At 71.7% G+C, this 20832-nt stretch carries 19 protein-coding genes; 12 read left to right on the top strand and 7 right to left on the bottom strand.

Annotation, left to right across the window (positions count from 1 at the left end; all coding sequences use genetic code 11):
- Nucleotides 1-194 precede the first annotated feature (194 nt).
- Nucleotides 195-785: a hypothetical protein gene (locus AC067M_RS05340; RefSeq protein WP_478695621.1), complete on the top strand. Its 591-nt coding sequence runs from the start codon at nucleotides 195-197 to the stop codon at nucleotides 783-785.
- On the opposite strand, the gene AC067M_RS05335 is transcribed toward AC067M_RS05340, so the two are convergent.
- Complete coding sequence (locus tag AC067M_RS05335; protein ID WP_478695620.1) at nucleotides 769-1680, bottom strand: LysR family transcriptional regulator; 912 nt, start codon at nucleotides 1678-1680, stop codon at nucleotides 769-771. The genes AC067M_RS05340 and AC067M_RS05335 overlap by 17 nt on opposite strands.
- Nucleotides 1681-1781: 101 nt before the next feature.
- On the opposite strand from AC067M_RS05335, the gene AC067M_RS05330 reads away from it, so the two are divergent.
- Nucleotides 1782-2612, top strand: coding sequence for an oxidoreductase (locus tag AC067M_RS05330; protein ID WP_478695619.1), 831 nt, complete (start codon nucleotides 1782-1784; stop codon nucleotides 2610-2612).
- 142 nt (nucleotides 2613-2754) lie between these two features.
- Nucleotides 2755-5022, top strand: coding sequence for a DEAD/DEAH box helicase (locus AC067M_RS05325; protein ID WP_478695618.1), 2268 nt, complete (start codon nucleotides 2755-2757; stop codon nucleotides 5020-5022).
- Between the two features lie 3 nt (nucleotides 5023-5025).
- Here AC067M_RS05325 and AC067M_RS05320 read toward each other — a convergent pair whose 3' ends face one another.
- Nucleotides 5026-5505 (bottom strand): hypothetical protein, encoded by a 480-nt coding sequence (locus tag AC067M_RS05320; protein ID WP_478695617.1) that lies wholly within the window; start codon nucleotides 5503-5505, stop codon nucleotides 5026-5028.
- 213 nt (nucleotides 5506-5718) lie between these two features.
- Here AC067M_RS05320 and AC067M_RS05315 point away from each other — a divergent pair, with 213 nt between their 5' ends.
- The 6 genes from AC067M_RS05315 (at nucleotide 5719) to AC067M_RS05290 (ending at nucleotide 12297) form a co-directional block, all read left to right on the top strand.
- Nucleotides 5719-6930 (top strand): DUF4190 domain-containing protein, encoded by a 1212-nt coding sequence (locus AC067M_RS05315; protein WP_478695616.1) that lies wholly within the window; start codon nucleotides 5719-5721, stop codon nucleotides 6928-6930.
- 147 nt (nucleotides 6931-7077) lie between these two features.
- Nucleotides 7078-7830, top strand: coding sequence for a GntR family transcriptional regulator (locus AC067M_RS05310; RefSeq protein WP_133927299.1), 753 nt, complete (start codon nucleotides 7078-7080; stop codon nucleotides 7828-7830).
- Between the two features lie 317 nt (nucleotides 7831-8147).
- Nucleotides 8148-8339 carry an SPOR domain-containing protein gene (locus AC067M_RS05305; protein WP_478695992.1) on the top strand — a complete coding sequence of 64 codons (192 nt, stop codon included), beginning with the start codon at nucleotides 8148-8150 and terminating at the stop codon, nucleotides 8337-8339.
- A 31-nt stretch (nucleotides 8340-8370) separates the two neighbouring features.
- Nucleotides 8371-8781 (top strand): (deoxy)nucleoside triphosphate pyrophosphohydrolase, encoded by a 411-nt coding sequence (locus tag AC067M_RS05300; RefSeq protein ID WP_478695615.1) that lies wholly within the window; start codon nucleotides 8371-8373, stop codon nucleotides 8779-8781.
- Nucleotides 8782-8945: 164 nt separating this feature from the next.
- On the top strand, nucleotides 8946-9353 hold the full coding sequence (locus AC067M_RS05295) for an ATP-binding protein (protein ID WP_478695614.1): 408 nt from the start codon (nucleotides 8946-8948) through the stop codon (nucleotides 9351-9353).
- Between the two features lie 331 nt (nucleotides 9354-9684).
- A complete protein-coding gene (locus AC067M_RS05290; protein WP_478695613.1) occupies nucleotides 9685-12297 on the top strand; it encodes a SpoIIE family protein phosphatase in 2613 nt (870 codons plus the stop codon).
- Nucleotides 12298-12465: 168 nt separating this feature from the next.
- Here the strand turns inward: AC067M_RS05290 and AC067M_RS05285 are convergent, their stop codons facing one another.
- Entirely contained in the window at nucleotides 12466-14025 is a 1560-nt protein-coding gene (locus tag AC067M_RS05285; RefSeq protein WP_478695612.1) for a hypothetical protein, read from the bottom strand.
- Nucleotides 14026-14120: 95 nt separating this feature from the next.
- Here AC067M_RS05285 and AC067M_RS05280 point away from each other — a divergent pair, with 95 nt between their 5' ends.
- From AC067M_RS05280 to AC067M_RS05270, 3 genes are read left to right on the top strand one after another with little or no spacing between them, the layout of a single operon-like run.
- A complete protein-coding gene (locus AC067M_RS05280; protein WP_478695611.1) occupies nucleotides 14121-15395 on the top strand; it encodes a glycoside hydrolase family 18 protein in 1275 nt (424 codons plus the stop codon).
- A 45-nt stretch (nucleotides 15396-15440) separates the two neighbouring features.
- Nucleotides 15441-16433: a phosphotransferase family protein gene (locus tag AC067M_RS05275; protein ID WP_478695610.1), complete on the top strand. Its 993-nt coding sequence runs from the start codon at nucleotides 15441-15443 to the stop codon at nucleotides 16431-16433.
- A 5-nt stretch (nucleotides 16434-16438) separates the two neighbouring features.
- On the top strand, nucleotides 16439-16744 hold the full coding sequence (locus AC067M_RS05270; RefSeq protein WP_478695609.1) for a hypothetical protein: 306 nt from the start codon (nucleotides 16439-16441) through the stop codon (nucleotides 16742-16744).
- Here the strand turns inward: AC067M_RS05270 and AC067M_RS05265 are convergent.
- The 4 genes from AC067M_RS05265 to AC067M_RS05250 are packed head-to-tail and all read right to left on the bottom strand — an operon-like array spanning nucleotide 16725 to nucleotide 20571.
- A complete protein-coding gene (locus tag AC067M_RS05265; RefSeq protein WP_478695608.1) occupies nucleotides 16725-17495 on the bottom strand; it encodes a succinate dehydrogenase/fumarate reductase iron-sulfur subunit in 771 nt (256 codons plus the stop codon). The genes AC067M_RS05270 and AC067M_RS05265 overlap by 20 nt on opposite strands.
- Nucleotides 17492-19423 (bottom strand): fumarate reductase/succinate dehydrogenase flavoprotein subunit, encoded by a 1932-nt coding sequence (locus tag AC067M_RS05260; protein WP_478695607.1) that lies wholly within the window; start codon nucleotides 19421-19423, stop codon nucleotides 17492-17494. Before AC067M_RS05260 ends, AC067M_RS05265 begins: the two co-directional genes overlap by 4 nt.
- A 17-nt stretch (nucleotides 19424-19440) precedes the next feature.
- A complete protein-coding gene (locus AC067M_RS05255) occupies nucleotides 19441-20262 on the bottom strand; it encodes a hypothetical protein (RefSeq protein WP_478695606.1) in 822 nt (273 codons plus the stop codon).
- A gap of 18 nt (nucleotides 20263-20280) precedes the next feature.
- Nucleotides 20281-20571 (bottom strand): hypothetical protein, encoded by a 291-nt coding sequence (locus tag AC067M_RS05250; RefSeq protein ID WP_478695605.1) that lies wholly within the window; start codon nucleotides 20569-20571, stop codon nucleotides 20281-20283.
- Nucleotides 20572-20832: the final 261 nt, after the last annotated feature.

Below are 20832 nucleotides of genomic sequence, written 5' to 3'. Positions count from 1 at the left end.
CGGCCCGGAAACGTCAGTGTGCGGGGGCGAGGGACCTGGCCCGCCCGGGCTCGCACGCGCTCACCAGCAGGCCAGGTGCCGGATCGGCACGACCCGGGCGGCGGAACCGGAACGGCTCGTCACCGGTCGCGCCACCGATACCTGGTGAGCCCGACGGGCGTGGAACGGGATCTGCGGCGGCCGACAATGAGTGCGTGGACGTCGTCGCGATACTTGAGGCCGCTTCGCTGCTGGTGCCGGAGGGGACCGCCACCGGCAACGACATCACCGTCACGGATGTCTGGGACTACCTGGCCCACGACGACTGGGAAGTGGCGCTGGATCTTCTTCAGGAACTCGGCGGAGCGTGGACCGCGCCGCCGGGCTTCTGGGAGGAGCTGGGGCGGGCGGCCGAGATGCTGGGGCTTGAGCGCAGCCGGGAATGGTGCTGGTGGCGGGGCGCCGAGACACAGGTGGGTGTCATCCGGGCGGAACTCGCGCTCGACCCGGCCGGGGTGTCGTTCCGGCGCACGCCGATTCCGGGTGCCGGGGTGCTGCGGCCGATGTGGGACATCGGTCATCGTGTGGAGGGCGGGAGCAGCGAGTTGGACATCGCGCGGGTGTGGGTGGAGTTCGCCCCCGACCTGCCGCCGGGCGGGCGCGCCGCGGTCCGGCTTCTGCCGCTGACCCCGTCCCGTTGGACACACCTCGGCCCCGGCGACCGGATCACGATGTACGAGTGCGCTGTGGCTGGAGGAAGCGCGACGGTCCTGGAGGTGTGCCCCCCGGTCACCCTCCGCCCGTAGCCCGCCGACACGCCTCCGCGTACGCCCGTACCAGTGGGCGGTGTTCGTCCTCGCGGCGCCAGGCCAGCACGTAGCGGCTGGGGGTGACGCCGTGGACGGGGCGGGTGGTCACGCCGCCGAGGGTGAGGAGGGGGACGTTGCCCGTGGCGACCAGGCAGATGCCGAGGCCGGCGACCAGTGCTTCGTACGTCTCCTCGGTGCCGGCGATCTCCGCGCCGATCCGGGGTGGGCGGCCACCGCGGGCGTCCAGGGCGAGCCAGTAGTCGCGCAGGGGGCCCGAGCTCTTCGGGAGGGCGAGGAACGGCTCGTCGAGCAGGTCCGTGAAGTCGATCTCGGTGCGGGCGGACAGGGGGTGAGTTTCGGGGAGGGCGACCTGGAGAGGTTCCTCGGCGACCACCGTCCAGGCGTACCGGTCCTGGTCGGGCAGCGGCAGCCATACGAAGGCCACGTCGGCGTCGCCGTCGGCGAGGCCCGCCGACGGGTCGTCCCAGCTCACCTGGCGCAGCCGGACGGCCGCCTCCGGGTGCGCGGCCGTGAAGCGGGAGCGGATCGCGGGCAGGAGGCCGCCGCGACCCGGGCTGGTGCTCATACCGACGACCAGCGTGCTGCGTTCCGTCGTGCGAGCCTCCTCCACCGCGGCCGCGGCCTCCGCCCAGGTGTCCAGCACCCGGCGCGCGTGCGGCAGCAGGGCCGTGCCCGCCGGGGTGAGCGCCACGCCGTGCCGGTCGCGCCGGAACAGTTCCACACCCAGCTGCCGCTCCAGCGCCCGGATCTGTTTGCTCAGCGCGGGCTGCGACACGTACAGGCGCTCGGCCGCACGCGTGAAGTGCAGGTCCTCGGCGACCGCGGCGAAGTAGCGCAGGTCGCGTACATGGACGTCCTTCGTCATAGCCATCGGTTATCACCATATGTCTTGGACGGGCCGTCGCGGTTGCCAGCAGGCTTGTTTCAGAGACGGGTTACTGCTGATGGACGCGAGACGGACGAGGAGCGGTCATGAACAAGGTGTGGCTGGTGACGGGTGCGAGCAGCGGTTTCGGGCGGGCGATCGCCGAGGCGGCGCTGGCCGACGGGGATGTGGTAGTGGGCGCGGTACGGAGAACCGACGCGCTGGCCGACCTGGTCGCGGCCCACCCCGACCAGGTGGAGGCGCTGTCCCTGGACGTCACCGACACGGCGGCGGCACAGGCGGCCGTACGGGACGTCGTGGACCGGTACGGGCGGATCGACGTGCTGGTCAACAACGCGGGGCGCACCCACGTCGGTGCCTTCGAGGAGACCACGGAGGAGGAGCTGCGGGAGCTGTTCGACCTGCACGTCTTCGGGCCGGCGGCCCTCACGCGCGCGGTGCTGCCGCACATGCGCGAGCGACGCTCCGGGGCGATCGTGCAGATGAGCAGCATGGGCGGGCAGATGTCCTTCGCGGGCTTCTCGGCGTACAGCGGGACGAAGTTCGCCCTGGAGGGCCTGTCCGAGGGACTCGCCGACGAGGTGCGGGAGTTCGGGATCAAGGTGCTGATCGTGGAGCCGGGCGCCTTCCGCACCTCGCTGTTCGCGAACGGCCGCGCCGGGAGCAGCTCCGACAGCGGTGTGTACGCCAGGGTGAGCGAGACCCGGGGCTTTGTCTCCGGCAGCGACGGCAGCCAGCCCGGCGACCCCGCCAAGGCCGCGGCCCTCATCCTGGCCGCTCTGAACGCCGAGCACACCCCGCTGCGTCTCCCGCTCGGTGACGACGGCGTCACGGCGGTCCTCGGCCACCTCGACCAGGTCCGCGAGGACGTCGAGGCGTGGGAGAAGCGGACGCGGGCGACGGGCTTCGACGACTGACCTGAGCCCGCGGGGCGCAGGCGACCGGCGCCTCCACGCTCCCCGTTCCTCCGCCTGTCGCAGCCCGCTCCGTTGTCAGTGCCGCGTGCCACGATGGACATCCTTCGGGGCGGATGCGGGACTGACGCGGGAGGGGGGTGGCATGGAGACGGATGTACCGCGGGTCGGGCGGCGGGTGCGGGATCTGCACGGGGAGAGCGTGCGGCTGTACGACGCCGCGCGCACCCTCCTCGCCGACCATCAGCGCGCCCTCGACGCCGTCCGCTCCGCCCTCGCCCCGCTCAGGGACGAGCTCGTGGCGAAGGAGCTGGAGTCCATCCCGGTCTCCCGGCTGAAGGACGTCACCGAGGGGAGGCTGCGGCTGGCCGCGATCGAGGCGGCGGGGCTCGGCTCGGTGCGGGCGGTCTACGAGGCGAGCCGGTTCGAGCTGCGGGAGATCCCCGGCGTCGGTGCCCAGACCGCCGACCAGGCACTCGCCGCGGCCCGGCAGATCGCGCGGGCGGTCGAGGAGACCGTGTCCGTGCGGATCGACGTCGACCGGCCCGAACCCCGGACCGCCGCCCTGGTCGGTGCGCTGTACCGGCTGGTCGAGGCCGGCCCCGAGCTGCGGCGGGCCGTGGACACCGCTGAGCGGTTCGAGGGCAGGCTCGCCGAGCTGTTGCCCGCGGCCCGGCCGGCGACCGGCAGACTGCGGCTGGCGCTCGCCGGCCGGCGCCGTCGGGAGGACGCCCTCGCGGCGGTCGCGGAGCTGCGCGCGCTCACGGCCGAGGCTGCCGACACGGACGTACGGCTGCGGCTCGCCCAGGCGTCGGCCGACCTGCTGCGGGAACCGGCCTCCGAGATCGAGGCCTGGGTCGACTTCGAGGTGCGCTCCGCCGAGTACTACAGCCAGCTGGCGGAGGTCTGCGCGCAGCGCACGGACGTGGCAGCCGCCGAGGGCTTCGTGCCGTCGGAGGTCGCCGAGCGGGTGCACGCCCAGCCGCTGGACGACACTCACCGCCGGGTCGCGCTGCGCGGTTACCAGTCCTTCGGCGCCCGTTTCGCGCTGGCCCAGCGGAGGGTCGTGCTGGGCGACGAGATGGGGCTGGGCAAGACGGTCCAGGCGATCGCAGCGCTCGCCCACCTCGCTGCCGAGGGGCACAGCCACTTCCTGGTCGTGTGTCCGGCCAGCGTGCTGATCAACTGGACGCGGGAGATCCGCGCCCGCAGCACGCTCAGAGCGGTGCCGGTGCACGGGCCGGACCGGCGGGACGCGTATGCCGAATGGCGCGAGCGCGGCGGTGTCGCCCTCACCACCTTCGACGTCCTGCACACCCTGCCCCAGCCCGACGATGACGGCCCCGGCCCCGCCATGCTCGTCGTCGACGAGGCCCATTACGTCAAGAACCGCGACACCCGCCGCGCCAGATCCGTCGCGGTGTGGACCGAGCGCTGCGACCGCGTGCTGTTCCTCACCGGAACCCCTATGGAGAACCGCGTCGAGGAGTTCCGCACCCTGGTCCGCTACCTCCAGCCGGACCTTGTCCCCGTGATCCGCGAGAGCGACGCGGTCGCCGGACCGCACTCCTTCCGCAAGGCGGTCGCGCCCGCCTACCTGCGCCGCAACCAGCGGGACGTGCTCACCGAACTGCCCGCGCTGCTCCAGGTCGACGAGTGGGAGGAGTTCAGCGCCGCCGACCAGGACGCCTACCGCGCGGCGGTCCTGCAGGGGAACTTCATGGCGATGCGCCGGGCCGCGTACGCCGACCCCGAGAAGTCCGCGAAGCTGCAGCGTCTGGGCGAACTGGTCGCGGAGGCCGCGGAGAACGGACTGAAGGTGGTCGTGTTCTCGTACTTCCGCGGCGTGTTGGAGACCGTGCGGGCCGCCCTGGGGGACGGTGTGCTCGGGCCGATATCGGGCACCGTCCCGGCCGCCCGTCGCCAGCGGCTCGTCGACGACTTCACGGCGGCCGACGGGCACGCGGTGCTGCTCTGCCAGATCGAGGCCGGCGGGGTCGGTCTCAACCTGCAGGCCGCGTCCGTGGTCGTCCTGTGCGAGCCACAGGTCAAGCCGACCCTGGAGCACCAGGCCGTGGCCCGTGCCCACCGCATGGGCCAGGTCCGGCCGGTCCAGGTGCACCGGCTGCTGGCCACGGACAGCGTGGACGACCGCCTGCTGCGCATCCTGGAGAACAAGAACCGCCTCTTCGACGCGTACGCCCGCCGCAGCGACACCGCGGAGGCGACCCCGGACGCGGTCGACGTCTCGGACGACGGCCTCGCCCGCCGCATCGTGGAGGAGGAACAGCGCAGACTGGCGGGGGAGCAGGGCAGGCCCGCGGGGGAGCAGACGGACGAACAGAAGACGGACCAACAGCAGACGGCCCGACAGCCGACGGACCCCAGCAGACCGAATGAACGCCGTTTCTGACCCTCAGTCGGCGACCGGAGCCTCCTCCGGCCAGTCGTAGGCATCCTCACGGAAGGGCTTGGGCTCGCTCACCCAGCCCGCCGCGAGGACGAGGCGGGTCTCGCGGTGGACGGTGAGGAAGCCGAAGGGGCGGTCGAAGCTCACGCGGGCGGTGACCGTCTCGTGCTGCGGCTCGGGTCGTTCCTCCCAGCTCAGCCACACGGCCTCCATCGCCGTCACGGCCGCCGCCCGGAAGCCCACGGCCGTGTCCAGGCCGGGCATCGCCCCCATCCCGGTCAGCAACTCCCGTGCCGTGGGCCCCGCTTCGTCGGCGGGCACCCCCAACGCCTCCTCGAGCTCGGCCCGCGCCGCGCCCCCGGCGCCGTCCGCCAGGAAGGCCAGCAGGGGCCAGACCCCGGCGGCCGTGTACACGGTCTGGCCGTCGAGGGCGTCGGCCCAGCGCGTGGTCAGCCGGTTGACCGCCCGGATCGTCGCTTTCGTCACCCACATTCCGCCCCCGCTCCCCCCACGCTTACGATGCGCCCAGTCGTACGTCAGTTCAGCCGCTCCCGCACCCGAAAATCCGCGGCACCCACCCGGAACCAGAAGCACCCGGAACCAGAAGCACCCGGAACCAGAAGCACCCGGAACCAGCAGCACCCCGAACCAGCGACGCCCACCCCCAACCAGCAGCACTCACCCAGGAGCACGGCAACCGTGTCCATACCCCCGCCCCCCGGGCCCCAGCAGCCCTCCGACGCCCAGGGCCCGTACCAGGTTCCCTACTCGCAGGGCCCGTACGGGGTTCCGCACTCGCAGGGTCCGTACGGGGGGCCGCCGTACCAGACGTGGGGGCAGGGTTACAGCCCGTACAACCGGCCCACGCCGGTCAACGGGATGTCCATCGCCGCGTTCGTCACGGGCGTCCTGTGCTTCCTGCCGGCCGTGGGGCTGATCCTGGGCCTGATCGCGCTGGGGCAGATCAAGAAGCGGGGCGAGCGGGGCAAGGGGTTCGCCGTGGCGGGGGTGATCCTGTCGTCCGTCGGCATCGCGCTGTGGGTCCTCACCCTCGCGACCGGCGCCCTGCCCGCCGCCTGGGACGACATCAAGGAGGGCTCGGGCGACTCCTCCAGCTACTCGCTCGCCAAGGGCGACTGCTTCAACGACCCCTCCGGCTCACTGGAGGGCGTCACGTACGACGTCGACAAGGTGCCCTGCGAGAAGACGCACGACGGCGAGGTGTTCGCCGCCTTCAAGTTGACCGGCGCCACCTACCCCGGCGACGACAAGGTCACCGACACCGCCGACGACAAGTGCTACGAGCTCCAGGACACCTACGCGATGGACGCCTGGGCGCTGCCCGAGTACGTCGACGTGTACTACTTCACGCCGACCGAGCAGAGCTGGCGTCTCGGGGACCGCGAGATCACCTGCGTCTTCGGCAACACGGACGCCAAGGGCACCCTCACCGGCTCGCTGCGCAACGACGCCACGACGCTCGACGCGGATCAGCTCGCGTACCTGAAGGCGGCGCACGTCCTCAACGCGGCGATGGACACGGCGCCCGAGAAGGAGTACGTCGAGGACGACCTGCCCGGGCACAAGGCGTGGGCGGGCCGCGTCTCCACCGCGCTCACCGAACAGGCGAGGATGCTCGAGGACCACACGTGGCCCTCCGACGCCGAGCGGCCGGTCGCGGGCCTGGTCAAGGACCTGCGGGCTGCCCAGAAGGAGTGGGCGAAGGCCGCCCGCTCCGCCGACGCCGACACGTTCTACGAGCACTACGACAAGGGCTACGAGCTGACCGACCCCGACCGCACCGTCACGGCACGCAAGGCTCTGGGGCTGGCCGGTACCCCTCCGTCGTACGACGAGAACGGCGGCGGCGACGCGGACAGCAGGGAAGGGGAAGTCGGCGCCGAGGTGTGATCGCGGCTATACCGGGGAGAAAGTGCCTGCGTAAAGCCCCTCCCCGGTACATGTCATCACTTCGAGTGATTCTCTGGCCTTTGCTTGCATGGCACAACCGACCGTTGCCACGCTGTAGCTGTCTGTACAACCTGATGGGAGCGGCCAGTGACATTCGGTGAGCAGCCGGCGTACCTGCGTGTCGCGGGTGATCTCCGCAAGAAGATCGCCGACGGCTCGCTGCCCCCGCACACCCGGCTGCCCTCCCAGGCCAGAATCCGCGAGGAGTACGGCGTCTCGGACACCGTCGCCCTGGAAGCGCGCAAGGTGCTGATGGCCGAGGGGCTGGTCGAGGGCCGCTCCGGCTCCGGCACGTACGTGCGCGAGCGGCCCGTGCCGCGCCGGATCGCCCGCTCCGGCTTCCGTCCCGTCGGCGGCGCCACCCCCTTCCGCCAGGAGCAGGCCGACGCCGACGCGCGCGGCACCTGGGAGTCCAGCAGCGCGCAGACCGAGGCGAGCGGCGCCGTCGCCGAGCGGCTCGGCATCAAGCCCGGTGACCGTGTGATGTGCACGCGGTACGTGTTCCGGGAGGCCGGCGAGGCGATCATGCTCTCCACCTCCTGGGAGCCCCTCGCCGTCACCGGACGTACGCCCGTGATGCTGCCCGAGGAGGGCCCCCTCGGCGGCATGGGTGTCGTGGAGCGGATGCGCGCCATCGACGTCATCGTCGACAACGTCACCGAGGAGGTCGGCGCCCGCCCCGGCCTCGCCGAGGAACTCCTCTCGCTGGGTGGCGTCCCCGGCCATGTCGTCCTCGTCGTCCAGCGCACGTACTACGCCTCGGGGCGCCCGGTCGAGACGGCCGACGTGGTGATCCCGGCCGATCGCTACCGGGTCGCGTACCACCTCCCGGTGAAATAGCGCACACCTTTACGGCAGTTGCCCCCTGCACACCCCAACGAGGGGTGGTGCGCGGGTGGTTGCGCTGCCGTCGTTTTCCGGTCGTTCTCGCAGGTCGCCCCGGATGTGGACGGCATGCCGCCGACCCGGTTCGGTCGATTGTGGGGGCGGCGCGTTCGTTGTCGTGCGCCCCCTCAGTTCTGGCTTGTTGCGTACCTCTTTGTGAAAAGCCGGATTCGCTGCGTGAAGGTTAGGCGTAGGCTCGGGCATATGCGGATTGCGGTTTCCTTGGAGGGCGGGACATGGCCCGGGCCGCGGACGGGAAGTGGAGGGGCGCGATGACCGACGGCACCATCTCTCTTCCCTGGCAGGTCATTCGGCAGGACGACAACGGCAATCGCTACCGCGTGGGCAGGTACGCGACCCGCGCCGAGGCCCAGAAGATCGCGGACAGTCTCGACGCGCGCGGACACAAGCAGCTCTACTGGGTCGAGCGCATCAGCCAGAACGGAGACGGCAGCCGCAACTGACGCGCGCTGCCGCTCCCGTAGGCTCCGGGCCATGACGGAACGGATCGTGGTGGTCGGAGCCGCCCTCCTCGACGGCGACCGCCTGCTCGCCGCGCGCCGGAGTGCGCCCCCCGAGCTGGCCGGACGCTGGGAACTGCCCGGCGGCAAGGTCGAACCGGGCGAGACGCCGGAGGCGGCGCTCGTGCGCGAGCTGCGCGAGGAACTCGGCGTCACGGCGGAGGCGCTCGCGCGCGTACCGGGGGAATGGCCTCTGAGACCGCCCTACGTCCTCCACGTCTGGACCGCCCGCCTCCCCGCCGGCTCCGGCGAGCCGAAACCCCTCCAGGACCACGACGACCTGCGCTGGCTGACCCCCGCCGAGATCTGGGACGTACCGTGGCTGGATCAGGACGTGCCGGCGGTGCGAGAGGTGCTGGCGCTGCTTGAGCCGGGGGCGGGCTGAGCGGGCCCCGGGGGCGGGCCGCGCAGGTCGGAGGCATGCCCTGGGCCTTGTACGCCGTTCGTGCCACGGTGCGCCGTTACGGGCGGTAGTGCCTCCGCAATATCGGGTATGTGCCCATTAACCCCACGAAACCGGACAGGGGTGTACCTCGCTGGGCCTGGGAAGTGATCGGCGTGATCGACACCGATGGTGACTGCGCCGAGTGGACGTTCCCCGCGGATCCCGGCGCCGTACGCACCGCGCGCGCGGTCGTCCGGGGCAAACTGCGCGGGTGGGGCCTGGACAGCCTCGGCGACCTCACGGCCCTGCTGGTCAGTGAGCTGGTGACCAACGCGCTGCGGCACGCCACCGGCCCCATCGGTGTCCGCCTGGTCCGCCCAGCGGGTCTGCCCGGCGTCTTGCTCGTGGAGGTCTCCGACCCGCTCCCGGACCCCCCGCGCGAGCGGGCCGCCCAGCCGGAGGACGAGAGCGGCCGAGGACTGCAACTGGTGGCTTCCTCCTCACGCCGCTGGGGTAGCCGCCCCGGGGACACAGGCAAGACGGTGTGGTTCGAACTCGCCGTCCCCGGTTGAAGTGGGACGAGGAGACCAGGAGGCGAGGAAGGCGAGGAAGGCGAGGAATACGAGGAGGAATCGGAGCGCAGTCAGGGCGGTTCGCGCTGTACGTCCGCACCCGTCCTGTCGACCCACTTCTTCCAGCCAGTGGCGATTGCCGGAACGGGTGATTCGACGACGTGTCCCCTGGTTAGAAGACTGGAAGTGTTCTCACGGCGCGGACCGAAAAACGCCTGGACCGTGCTGTGATCGTGAACACCGTGTCGTGCGGCGCCGTAGTGCTGGATACTGCGGGCAGCCGCCGCCGGTGACTGGTGCCGGACGCGGTGAGCTGGAGGGGACGGTTCGCGTGAGCGAGATACCAGCGAAGGCCACGGAGTCCGAGGACCCGTCGGGCGGCGCGAGGCAGGGGGACGTCGATGCGCTTGCCTCCGTGGAGGCGCCGCCCGGTGACGCCATGTGGCAGAGCAGTCCGCCCGGCTCGATCTACGACTACATCAAGGTCGCGTCCTTCTCCATCGGCGCCGACGGTCTTGTCGACCAGTGGAGCCTGCGCGCCGAACAGCTCTTCGGTATCGCCGCCGAACGCGCCGTGGGCATGGACCCCATAGAGGCCTTCATCGACCCCGACCTCCGCGAGCGCGGCCAGCGCAAGATGGCCGAGATCCTCGACGGGCGGGAGTGGACCGGCGTGGTCCCCTTCCGGATGCCCGACACCGCGGAAGGGGAGCGCGGCGAGGAGGGTCTCGCCGAGGTCTACGTCATGCCGACGCGCACCCAGGACGGTGAGAAGGGCGCCGTCTGCATCGTCGTCGACGTCCGCACGCTGCGCAGCATCGAGACCGACCTCGCCGCCTCGCAGGCCATTTTCGGCCAATGCCCCTTCGGTTTCCTGCTGATCGACACCGACCTCAGGGTGCGCCGCGCCAACAACCGCTTCGCCTCCCTCTTCGGCGGCACCCCCGACGAGCACCGCGGCCGCGGAGTCCACGACTACCTCACCCGCCCCGAGGCCGACCGGGTCTCCGCGACCCTGCGCCGGGTCCTGGAGAGCGGCGACTCCATCACGGACATGCACATCACGGGCTTCCTGCCGGGCTCCGACGAGCGCCGGCACTGGTCCATCAACCTCTACCGCGTGCACAGCGGCAGCGGCCGCCCCATCGGCATCGCCTGGCTCGGCATCGACATCACCGCCCGCCGCGCCGCCGCCCGTGAGGCCGCCGCCGCCCGGCGCAACCTCGCCCTCCTCAACGACGCCGGCGCCCGCATCGGCAACTCCCTCGACCTGGAGACCACCGCCCGCGAACTCCTCGACGTCGTCGTCCCCGGATTCTGCGACCTCGCCACCGTCGACCTCTACCAGGGGCTCCTGGCCGGCGACGAGACCCCGCCCGGACTCGCCGACGGCAGCGCGGAACTGCGCCGGGTCGCCTTCGCCAGTGCCGTCTCCGACGCGCCCTTCGTCGGCGGCGGAGCGCCCGTCGCGGTCGGCGCCGTCCACCACTACCCGTTCAACTCGCCCTGCGCCGACGCCCTGCGCACCGCCCGCACCCGGGTCGTGCCCGCCGAGGAGGGCGGCATCGTCCAGTCCACGCTGGCCGTCCCGATGGTGGCCCACGACACCGTCGTGGGGCTCGCGCAGTTCGCGCGGACGAAGGGCAGCGAGCCGTTCGGTGACCGCGACCGGGACCTCGCGGTGGAGTTGGCGGCACGTGCCGCCGTCTGCATCGACAACGCCCGCCTCTACCGCCGTGAGCACGAGCGCGCGTTGATACTGCAACGGTCCCTGCTCCCGCCCGGCGACCCGATCGCCTCCGGCCTCGACATCGCCTGCCGCTACCTGCCCGGCAACGCCTCCACCGACCGCCCCAGCGAGGTCGGCGGCGACTGGTTCGACGTCATCGAACTCCCTGGCCACCGCACCGCATTGGTGGTGGGCGACGTGATGGGCCGCGGCCTGCGCGCGGCGGTCGCCATGGGCGAACTCCGTACGGCCGTCAGGACCCTGGCCCTGCTGGACCTCGAACCCGCGGAGGTCCTCTCGGCGTTGGACGAGATCGCCCGCGGTCTCGGCACGCCCGGAGGCGTCCAGCAGGCCACCCGCGCCGCCCGCCGCCCCCGGGAGGCGGACCTGTCGGAGGTGTACCTCGCGACCTGCGTGTACGCGGTCTACGACTCGGTGACGCGCCGCTGCACGTTCGCCAACGCCGGCCATCTGCCGCCGGTCCTGGTCGAGCCCGGCGAGCCCGCCCTGATGCTCGACGTACCGCCGGGCATGCCGCTCGGCGTCGGCGGCGAGCCCTTCGAGGAGGTCGAGGTCGAACTACCCGAAGGCGCACTGTTGGCGCTCTACACGGATGGACTGGTCGAATCGCGCGACCACCCGCTCGACGAGGGCCTCCAGGCGTTCGTGGGCGCGCTGACGGATCCGAGCAGCCCCCTGGAGGACGTCTGCGACCACGTCCTCAACACCCTCGACTCCCATCACGGCGAGGACGACATCGCGCTGCTGATGGCACGTGTACAGGGCCTGCCCACCGAGTCCGTCGGCGACTGGACACTGCCGCGCGAGCCGCGCAGCGTCGGCCGCGCCCGCGAGTACGCGCGCGGCCAGCTGCTCAGCTGGGACCTGGAGCCCCTGGTCGACACGGCGGAGCTGCTGGTCAGCGAGCTGGTGACGAACGCCCTGCGGTACGGCGAGGGCGAGATCAGACTGCGGCTCCTCCTCGACCGCACCCTGGTCTGCGAGGTCTGGGACTCCGGCCTGGTCCAGCCCCGACGCCGCCGGGCCCGCGACACCGACGAGGGCGGCCGCGGCCTGCAACTCGTCGGCCTCCTCAGCGCGGCCTGGGGCTCACGGCGCACCCCGCACGGCAAGACGGTGTGGTTCGAACTGCCCCTCCCGGACGGGGAGACGACAGTGGCGGACCCGGCGGAGGCGTTGCTGAGCCTGTTCTGACCGGCCTTGAGGGGCCCTTGCACCATGCCCGCCCGAGTCGCGCGGCCTGGCACCGCACCTCGCCGCGTTGCCGAAAGGCCCGAGTGGCTCCTGGTGCAAGGACCCCTAGGGTCTTTCGTTCGGATCAGGCCGGACCCCGCGAGCCCGGCATGATCCAAACGAGAGCCCCTAAGGCCGCTGCGAAGGATTGCGCCGGGCACGGGTGACAGGCCCGCCGAAGCTCGCCGGCGGCCCGCCGTCGTCGGCGCCGCCCAGCAACACTCCGCCGAGGACGGCCCCGACGACACCGCTCGCGTACCCGGCCGCCGTACCGGCGTACGGATTCCCATGCGTGCGTACGTCCTGCTCGGCGAGGTCCCGGGCCGTCCGGGCGAGCGTGTCCGCGCTCAGGAGGTCCGCCATGCCTCCGCCCTCCGTCGCCAGGAGCCGCTCGGCCTCCGCGAGCCGGGTGCGGGCCGTGCCGCCCACCGCGCTCCGGTGCGTCGCGACGAAGTCGGCCGTGGCGGCGGTGGCGGAGCGGGCGGTGAGCAGGGCGGCGGCCGGCAGCACACCGGTGCGCCCGGTGACGAGCGGTGCGGTCGCCCGTACGACCCGGCGCAGGACGTCGAGCGGGTCGTACGGATGCCCGGACGTCAGCTCCTGCCGTACGGCGGACAGGACGGCGTCGGCGTGGAGCACCCGGGCGCGCAGCTCACCGACCGTCACGTCCAGCCCGAGGGTGTCGGCTGCCGCGATCTCCGCCTCCGCGCCCGTGAGCGCGGCCGGAACCATCCGCGCGGCCTCGTCCAGCTCGGCGGCGAACCGGTGCACACCGTCGACGAGGACGCCGGCCTGGGCCACGGCACCCTCGGCGGCCCGCAGATGTGCGGCGGCGTGCGCGTTCTCACCCCGGTCGGCGGCCTGGCGGGCGAAGTTGAGACGGGTGGTCGCGAACACGAGGCGGTCCTTGGCCTGTTCGACGGAGCCGGTGACGGCGCCGGACGCGAAGGGGGAGTACCGCGTACGGAGGGCCGCGAGACGGGTGTCGGCCGCGCCGGTACGTCCTGCCAGCTCACGGAAGCGTGCCTCGGCGACGCCCGACGTTTCATCGGTGCTTTGCTCCAGCCCCCGCATCCGGTCGAACCCGGGGACCTCGGCATCCAGCCGCCGCCCCGCCTCCTCGCACCTCCCCACGATCCCGGCGAGCGCGTGCCGCCGCGCGGTCTCGTCGGCCGGCACGCCCTCGTCGTACAGCTGCCGCATCCGAAAGGCGGCGGCGAGTTCGGCGGCGGCCGCTTGGACGACCCGAGCGGCCGACTCGACACCCACCGCCCCGGCCACGGCCTCGAACCGCGCCTCGGCGAAGCGGAGTTCCTCCCGACTGGTGCGCACACAGTCATCCGCCTGAGCGAGCAACGCGAGCGCCCGCGAGTCGGGCTCGTCGGGCACCGGCGCCACGGGCACCGCTTCCCCGCGCCCCCCGCCCGGCGTTGTCCGCTCCCGCGCCCTTCGAGTGCGCCGCACATACCCGTACCCGGCGAGCACGACCGCCGCCCCGACGGCCACCAGCGGCAGCACAAGATCAGCGACGGGCGCCCCACCCTCCACGGCCGCACTCGCACCGGGCCCCTCGTCCATGATCGCAACCGCGGGCTCCGCCCACACCGTCCTCCCCAGCAACAGCAGCCACACGAAGCCCACCAGCGCATACGCCCACCACAGTCGGCCCCGATCCAAGGATGGCGTCACATTTGGCAGCGTATGGCCGAGATTGCGTCCACGCGACCTCTGCACACCCGACCCGGGACACGTGAGGCAGACCGACGACTGAGGGGGACACGGCGATGAACGACCCGCAGGAGCAGGAGCAGGAGCAGGAGCAGGAGCAGGACCAGGGGCAGGGGCAGAAGCAGGAGCAGAAGCAGGACCAGGACCAGGGGCAGGGGCAGGAGCAGGGGCCGGGGGAGCGAGCCGCGGAGTCAGCGTCCACCGAAGAACCCGGGGCGGGGGAGCCGGGGCCTGTGGAGGCGACAGGCGCGGTGAAGGGAGGCGGCAGGGAGCCGCTTGCGGCGGAGTCCGATGCCGCGAGGGGCGAAGGCGAAGCCGAGTCGCGAAGGCCCCGCCGCCGGGGCAGACGCATCGCCCTCGCCGTCGCCCTGATCCTGCTCCTCCCCCTCCTCGCCACCCAGCTCGCCCTCCGCCTCAACTACACCGGCGACCCCGCGGACGGCACGTACACCCGTGACCGCGACGCGATATGGCTCGGCCACGCCTGGGTCGACGGTCGTAAGAAGGCCGCCGACATCACCGCCCTCGCCGCCCGACTGCAAGGCACCGGCATCCGGGACCTCTACGTCCACGCCGGCCCCCTGGAACACGACGGCACGCTCCCCAGGTCGGCCTACTCCAACGCCCGTTGGTTCATAGACGCCGTACACCGGGAAATACCCGGCGTCCGCGTCCAGGCCTGGCTCGGCGACGTCCTCGCCACGGAGACCCCCGACGGCCTGCGCCTGGAGCACAAGAAGACCAGGGACGCCGTCGTGCGGTCCACCCGCGAGATCCTGACCACCGGCTTCGACGGCGTGCACTTCGACCTGGAGCCCCTCCACTCAGGCGACCGCGACTACCTCACCCTTCTCGACGCCCTGCACCGCGTCACCAGCGCCCAGCACGCGCCCCTCTCCGTCGCCGCCCACCAGATCGACCCCCTCCCCGGCTTCCACTCCATCTGGGCCACGCTCACCAACCACCCCAAGTGGTGGTCCCAGGAGTACTTCGGCGAGGTCGCCCGCCGCGTCGACCAGATCGCCGTCATGTCGTACGACACGATCCAGCAGTTCCAGAGCACCTACGGCGGCTACGTCGCCCAGCAGACCTCCCTCGCCCTGGAGGTCACCCCGCCCTCGACCGACCTCCTCATGGGCCTGCCCTTCTTCCACGACAACCGCTTCGGCCACCGCGAGTCCGCCGAAACGGTCCCCGCCGCCGTCCGAGGCGTCCGACTGGGCCTGTCCCGCACGGACAAGGACCGCCCCCGCTTCGGCGTCGCCCTCTACGTGGACTTCGCGGCGACGGAGGAGGACTGGAAGGCGTACCGGGACGGCTGGGTGCGCTGAGAAAACGGCCTGCGCCCGCCCGCGGTGGGTGCGAGCATCAGCGAAATGACCGCTACCGCCCGCACCCCCCTCGGCCGTCACGACCTCGCCCCCCTCACCCGCGCCGCCTTCGGCGCAACCCGCACCCTCACCGCCGTCACCCGCATGAGAGGCGGGAGCAAGAAGGGCGTCTACCGCCTCACCCTCGACGACGACTCCACGGCGATCGCCTACGTCTGGTCACCGGACGAGGACTACTGGGACGCCGGCCCCAGTGACCCCCGCGACCCCTTCTCCCACGGCACGGGCCTCGACCTGTTCACCGCGGCGTACGACCGCCTGACCGCCGCCGGTGTCCGCACGCCCCGCCTGCTCCACGTCGACTCCACGCACACACGGCTGCCCGCGGACGCGGCGATCGTCGAGGACCTCACCGGCGGCAGCCTGGAGGAGGCACTGCGCCGGGGCCCGGCCACCGCGAGCCCGGCCCTCGCACGGCTCGCCGAGACCCTCACCGCGCTCCACGCCCACGAGGGCCCGGCCTTCGGCAAGGTCGCCCTCGTCGACAACGGCGGGCTGCCCTCCGCCGACTCCTGCGAGCAGCGCGTCACCGACGGCGCCCTGCGCGACATCGCGGCGACCGCCGTAAGGGACGCACGGATCGCCGACGTGCGGGACGACCTGGAGGCCCGGGTGCGGGAACTGGCCGCCCGGGTCCGCCCCCGCGCCCGCCACACCCTGATCCACGGCGAACTGGGCCCGGACCACGTCCTGCTGGACGCCGACGGCCACCCCGCCCTGATCGACATCGAGGGCCTGATGTACTTCGACGCCGAGTGGGAGCACGTCTTCCTCCGCATCCGCTTCGGCCCGCACTACGGCGCCCTGCGCGTCCCCGGCCTGGACGACGACCGCCTCCGCCTCTACCGCCTCGCCATGCACCTGTCCCTGGTCTCCGGCCCCCTCCGCCTCCTCGACGGCGACTTCCCAAACCCTGGTCCGATGCAGGCCATAGCTGAGTCAAATCTCTTGCGGGTGCTGGAGTTGCTGAAAGGATGACGGGCATGCACGAGGTGTCGGTGGCAGCGGGACTAGTGGTGTTGACGGCCGGAGCCGTGTGCGGCGCGGCCGCGATCATCACCGGCTGGATCCCGCCCGGACCGGGGCGCGCCAAGGTGCTCCGGCCCAAGGTGTGGGGGTACGGAACGCTGATCGGTCAGGCCGGTTTCGGCACGTTCCTCTTCCTCGGCCCGCTCCGGGGGCCGGACATCCGCAACGCCCCCTTCGCGCTGACCGGCACGGCCGTGGCGTTGGTCGGCCTGTACGTACAGCGGCAGGCCATGAAGCCGGCTACGAAGACCTCCTTCTGATCTTCGACCCCAGCCACACCAGCGGGTCGTACTTGCGGTCCACCGCCCGCTCCTTCAGGGGAATCAGCGCATTGTCCGTGATCTTGATGCCCTCGGGGCAGACCTCCGTGCAGCACTTGGTGATGTTGCAGTAGCCGAGCCCGTGCTCGTCCTGGGCGGTCTTCTTGCGGTCGAGGCCGGTTTCGGCGGCGGCGTCCAGCGGGTGCATGTCCAGCTCCGCGACGCGCATCAGGAAGCGCGGGCCGGCGAAGGCCGTCTTGTTCTCCTCGTGGTCGCGGACCACATGGCAGGTGTCCTGGCACAGGAAGCACTCGATGCACTTGCGGAACTCCTGCGGACGGTCCACGTCCTCCTGGAACATCCGGTACTCGCCCGGCCCGACCCCGGCGGGCGGCACGAACGACGGGACCTCCCGCGCCTTGCGGTAGTTGAAGCCGACGTCCGTCACCAGGTCCCGGACCACCGGGAAGGCGCGCAACGGCGTGACGGTGATCGTCTCGTCCTGGTCGAACACCGACATACGGGTCATGCACATCAGCCGCGGCCGCCCGTTGATCTCCGCGGAGCACGACCCGCACTTGCCCGCCTTGCAGTTCCAGCGGACGGCCAGGTCGGGCGCCTGGGTGGCCTGGAGGCGGTGGATGATGTCCAGGACCACCTCGCCCTCGTTGACCTCGACCTTGAAGTCCTCCAGGCCGCCGCCCTGCTCATCGCCCCGCCACACCTTGAAGCGGGCCTCGTAGCCGCTCATTCGTAGAGCTCCTCTTCGGCGAGGTACTTGACCAGCTCCTCCTTGTCGAAGAGGGCGAGCAGGTCCCGGCGGATGGGTTCGGTGGTCTCCCGTGCGAGGGTGATCTGGCCGCGCACCGGGTCGGTGGCCGCGAGTCCGCCCGTGGGGTCGGTCAGCCGGCACAGCAGGTTGATCCGGCGCCACTCGCGGTCCATCGACGGATGGTCCTCGCGGGTGTGCCCGCCGCGTGACTCCGTGCGCTCCAGCGCGGCCCGCGCCACGCACTCGCTGACCAGCAGCATGTTGCGCAGGTCCAGGGCGAGGTGCCAGCCGGGGTTGAACTGGCGGTGGCCCTCCACACCGGCACGACGGGCCCGTACCCGCAGGTCGGCGAGGCGCTCCAGCGCCTCCGCCATCTCGGCCTCGCGGCGGATGATGCCGACCAGGTCGTTCATGGTCTGCTGGAGTTCCTGGTGCAGGGTGTACGGGTTCTCCGGCGGCCCCGCGGACGGCTCCTCGCTCTCCGCGGAGAAGGGCCGCAGGGCCTCCGCGGCGGCGGCGTCCACCTGGACGTCGTCCACCGGCGGCCGGTCGCCCGCGCCCGCCGCGTACTCGGCCGCGTACCGGCCCGCCCGGCGCCCGAACACCAGCAGGTCGGAGAGCGAGTTGCCGCCGAGCCGGTTGGAGCCGTGCATCCCGCCGGCCACCTCACCGGCCGCGAACAGCCCCGGCACCCCGCGCGCGGCGGCCGTGTCGGAGTCGACGGCGATGCCGCCCATCACGTAGTGGCAGGTCGGCCCGACCTCCATCGCCTCGGCGGTGATGTCGACGTCGGCCAGCTCCTTGAACTGGTGGTACATCGAGGGCAGCCGACGCCGGATCACCTCGGCGGGCATCCGCGTCGACACGTCGAGGAAGACGCCCCCGTGCGGGGAGCCGCGGCCCTCCTTCACCTCGGTGTTGATCGCGCGGGCGACCTCGTCGCGGGGGAGCAGCTCGGGGGGACGCCGGTTGCGGTCGGGGTCGTCGTACCAGCGGTCCGCCTCGTCCTCGGACTGGGCGTACTTCTCCTTGAAGACGTCCGGGATGTAGTCGAACATGAACCGCTTGCCGTCGGAGTTCCTGAGCACTCCGCCGTCGCCGCGCACCGACTCGGTGACGAGGATGCCCTTCACCGACGGCGGCCAGACCATGCCCGTCGGGTGGAACTGCACGAACTCCATGTTGAGCAGGGGCGCGCCCGCGAGCAGCGCGAGCGCGTGACCGTCGCCGGTGTACTCCCACGAGTTCGACGTGACCTTGAAGGACTTGCCGATGCCGCCGGTCGCGATCACGACGGCAGGGGCTTCGAGGACGAAGAAACGGCCGGTCTCGCGCTCGTAGGCGAAGACGCCGCTGACGCGCGAGCCGTCCTTGAGGACGCGGGTGACCGTGCACTCCTGGAAGACCTTCAGGCGGGACTCGTAGTCCCCGGTCTCCTTGAAATCCTCCTGCTGGAGCGCGACGATCTTCTGCTGGAGGGTGCGGATGAGCTCCAGGCCCGTGCGGTCGCCCACGTGGGCCAGGCGCGGGTACTCGTGGCCGCCGAAGTTGCGCTGGGAGATCCTTCCGTCCTTGGTGCGGTCGAAGAGGGCGCCCCAGGTCTCCAGCTCCCACACCCGGTCGGGCGCCTCCTGCGCGTGCAGCTCGGCCATCCGCCACTGGTTGAGGAACTTGCCGCCGCGCAGCGTGTCGCGGAAGTGGACCTGCCAGTTGTCGTGCTCGTTGACGTTGGCCATCGCGGCCGCGATGCCGCCCTCGGCCATCACCGTGTGGGCCTTGCCGAACAGGGACTTGCAGATCACGGCCGTACGGGCGCCGCGCTCGCGTGCCTCGATGGCGGCGCGCAGGCCCGCGCCACCGGCGCCGACCACGACGACGTCCCACTCCTGACGGTCGACCACGGACATCACAGGGCCCCACTCAGCTAGAAGAAGCGCGGATCGTCGAAGACACCGGACGCGACGAGATAGACGTAGAAGTCGGCGAGCGCCACGCTCACCAGCGACGCCCAGGCGAGCAGCATGTGGCGGGCGTTGAGCTTCCCGACGAACTGCCACATCCGGTAGCGCACGGGGTGCCGCGAGAAGTGTTTGAGCTTGCCGCCGACGATGTGCCGGCAGGAGTGGCAGGAGATCGTGTACGCCCAGATCAGCACGATGTTGACCAGGAAGACGAGGGTGCCGAGGCCCATGTGGCCCCACGCGTAGTGCTCGTCGCGGAAGGCCAGCACCGTGTCGTAGGTCAGGATGCCGGCGACGAGGATCGCTGCGTAGAAGAAGTACCGGTGGATGTTCTGCAGCACCAGCGGGAAGCGGGTCTCGCCGGTGTACTTGCTGTGCGGCTCGGCGACCGCGCAGGCCGGGGGCGAGGCCCAGAAGCCCCGGTAGTAGGCCTTGCGGTAGTAGTAGCAGGTCAGGCGGAAGCCGAGCGGGAAGATCAGGATGATGATCGCCGGGGAGATGCCCCACCAGCTGCCGAAGATCTCCCAGTTGGGGCCGCCCCGCATCGTCTCGCAGTTCTCCGCCAGGCAGGGCGAGTAGAACGGCGAGACGTACGGCGCCGCGTAGTAGTCCGCGTTCGCGAAGGCCCGCCAGGTCGAGTACACGACAAAGGCGAGCAGGCCGGCCGCGGTGATGGCGGGCGCCAGCCACCAGCGGTCGGTCCGCAGATGCGGTGCGTCGATCGCGGCGCGCGTACGGGACCGCACGCCGCCGCTGTTCACATGTGGTTCCGTACCAGTGGCCAACGCAGGACTCCGGTCGGGTCAGGGGGCGTGCCGGTCGCGGGCGCCCAGACCCTCGTCGTCCGAGTCGACCCACAGGCTGTCGTCGTAGGGGGTGTCCGGGATGGTGACGAGCTCGGGCTTGCGGGGCGAGGCCGGATGGGAGGCCGCCTCGCGCAGCAGCGCGACACTCTCGCGCAGGTGATTGGCGTCGGCGCGGACGCGGCGGATCTCCAGGTCACCGCTGCCGAGCTGCTTCTCCAGGCGGCCGACGGACCGGGAGAGGTCGTCGAGGCAGCGCTGGACGGCTGTCAGGTCGTCGTGCACGGACATGACGTGACCTCACTTCCTCGGGCCGTTCGGCCCTGGACGGCGACGTTCATGCGCCTGCGAGTGTTGCGCGTCACACCGGCCGATGTGAAGGCGTGTGCAGCGATTGGCGGATTGCGTGCCCTCGGTGCACGCCCGCGGGCGCTCTGTGTGCGCCGGGGGCGTGCGTTGCTCCGCACGGGTGGGCTTGCACGCCCGTGTCGCCGTGTCGCCCTCGGCCGGCGAACCCTTTCCTCTTCAGTGGGGCCGTAGATCTGGGCCGTA

The sequence above is a fragment of the Streptomyces sp. NPDC043427 genome (assembly GCF_056436655.1).
Note: the sequence above shows the minus strand (reverse complement) of the source record. Positions and strands in the feature narration are given on the sequence as shown.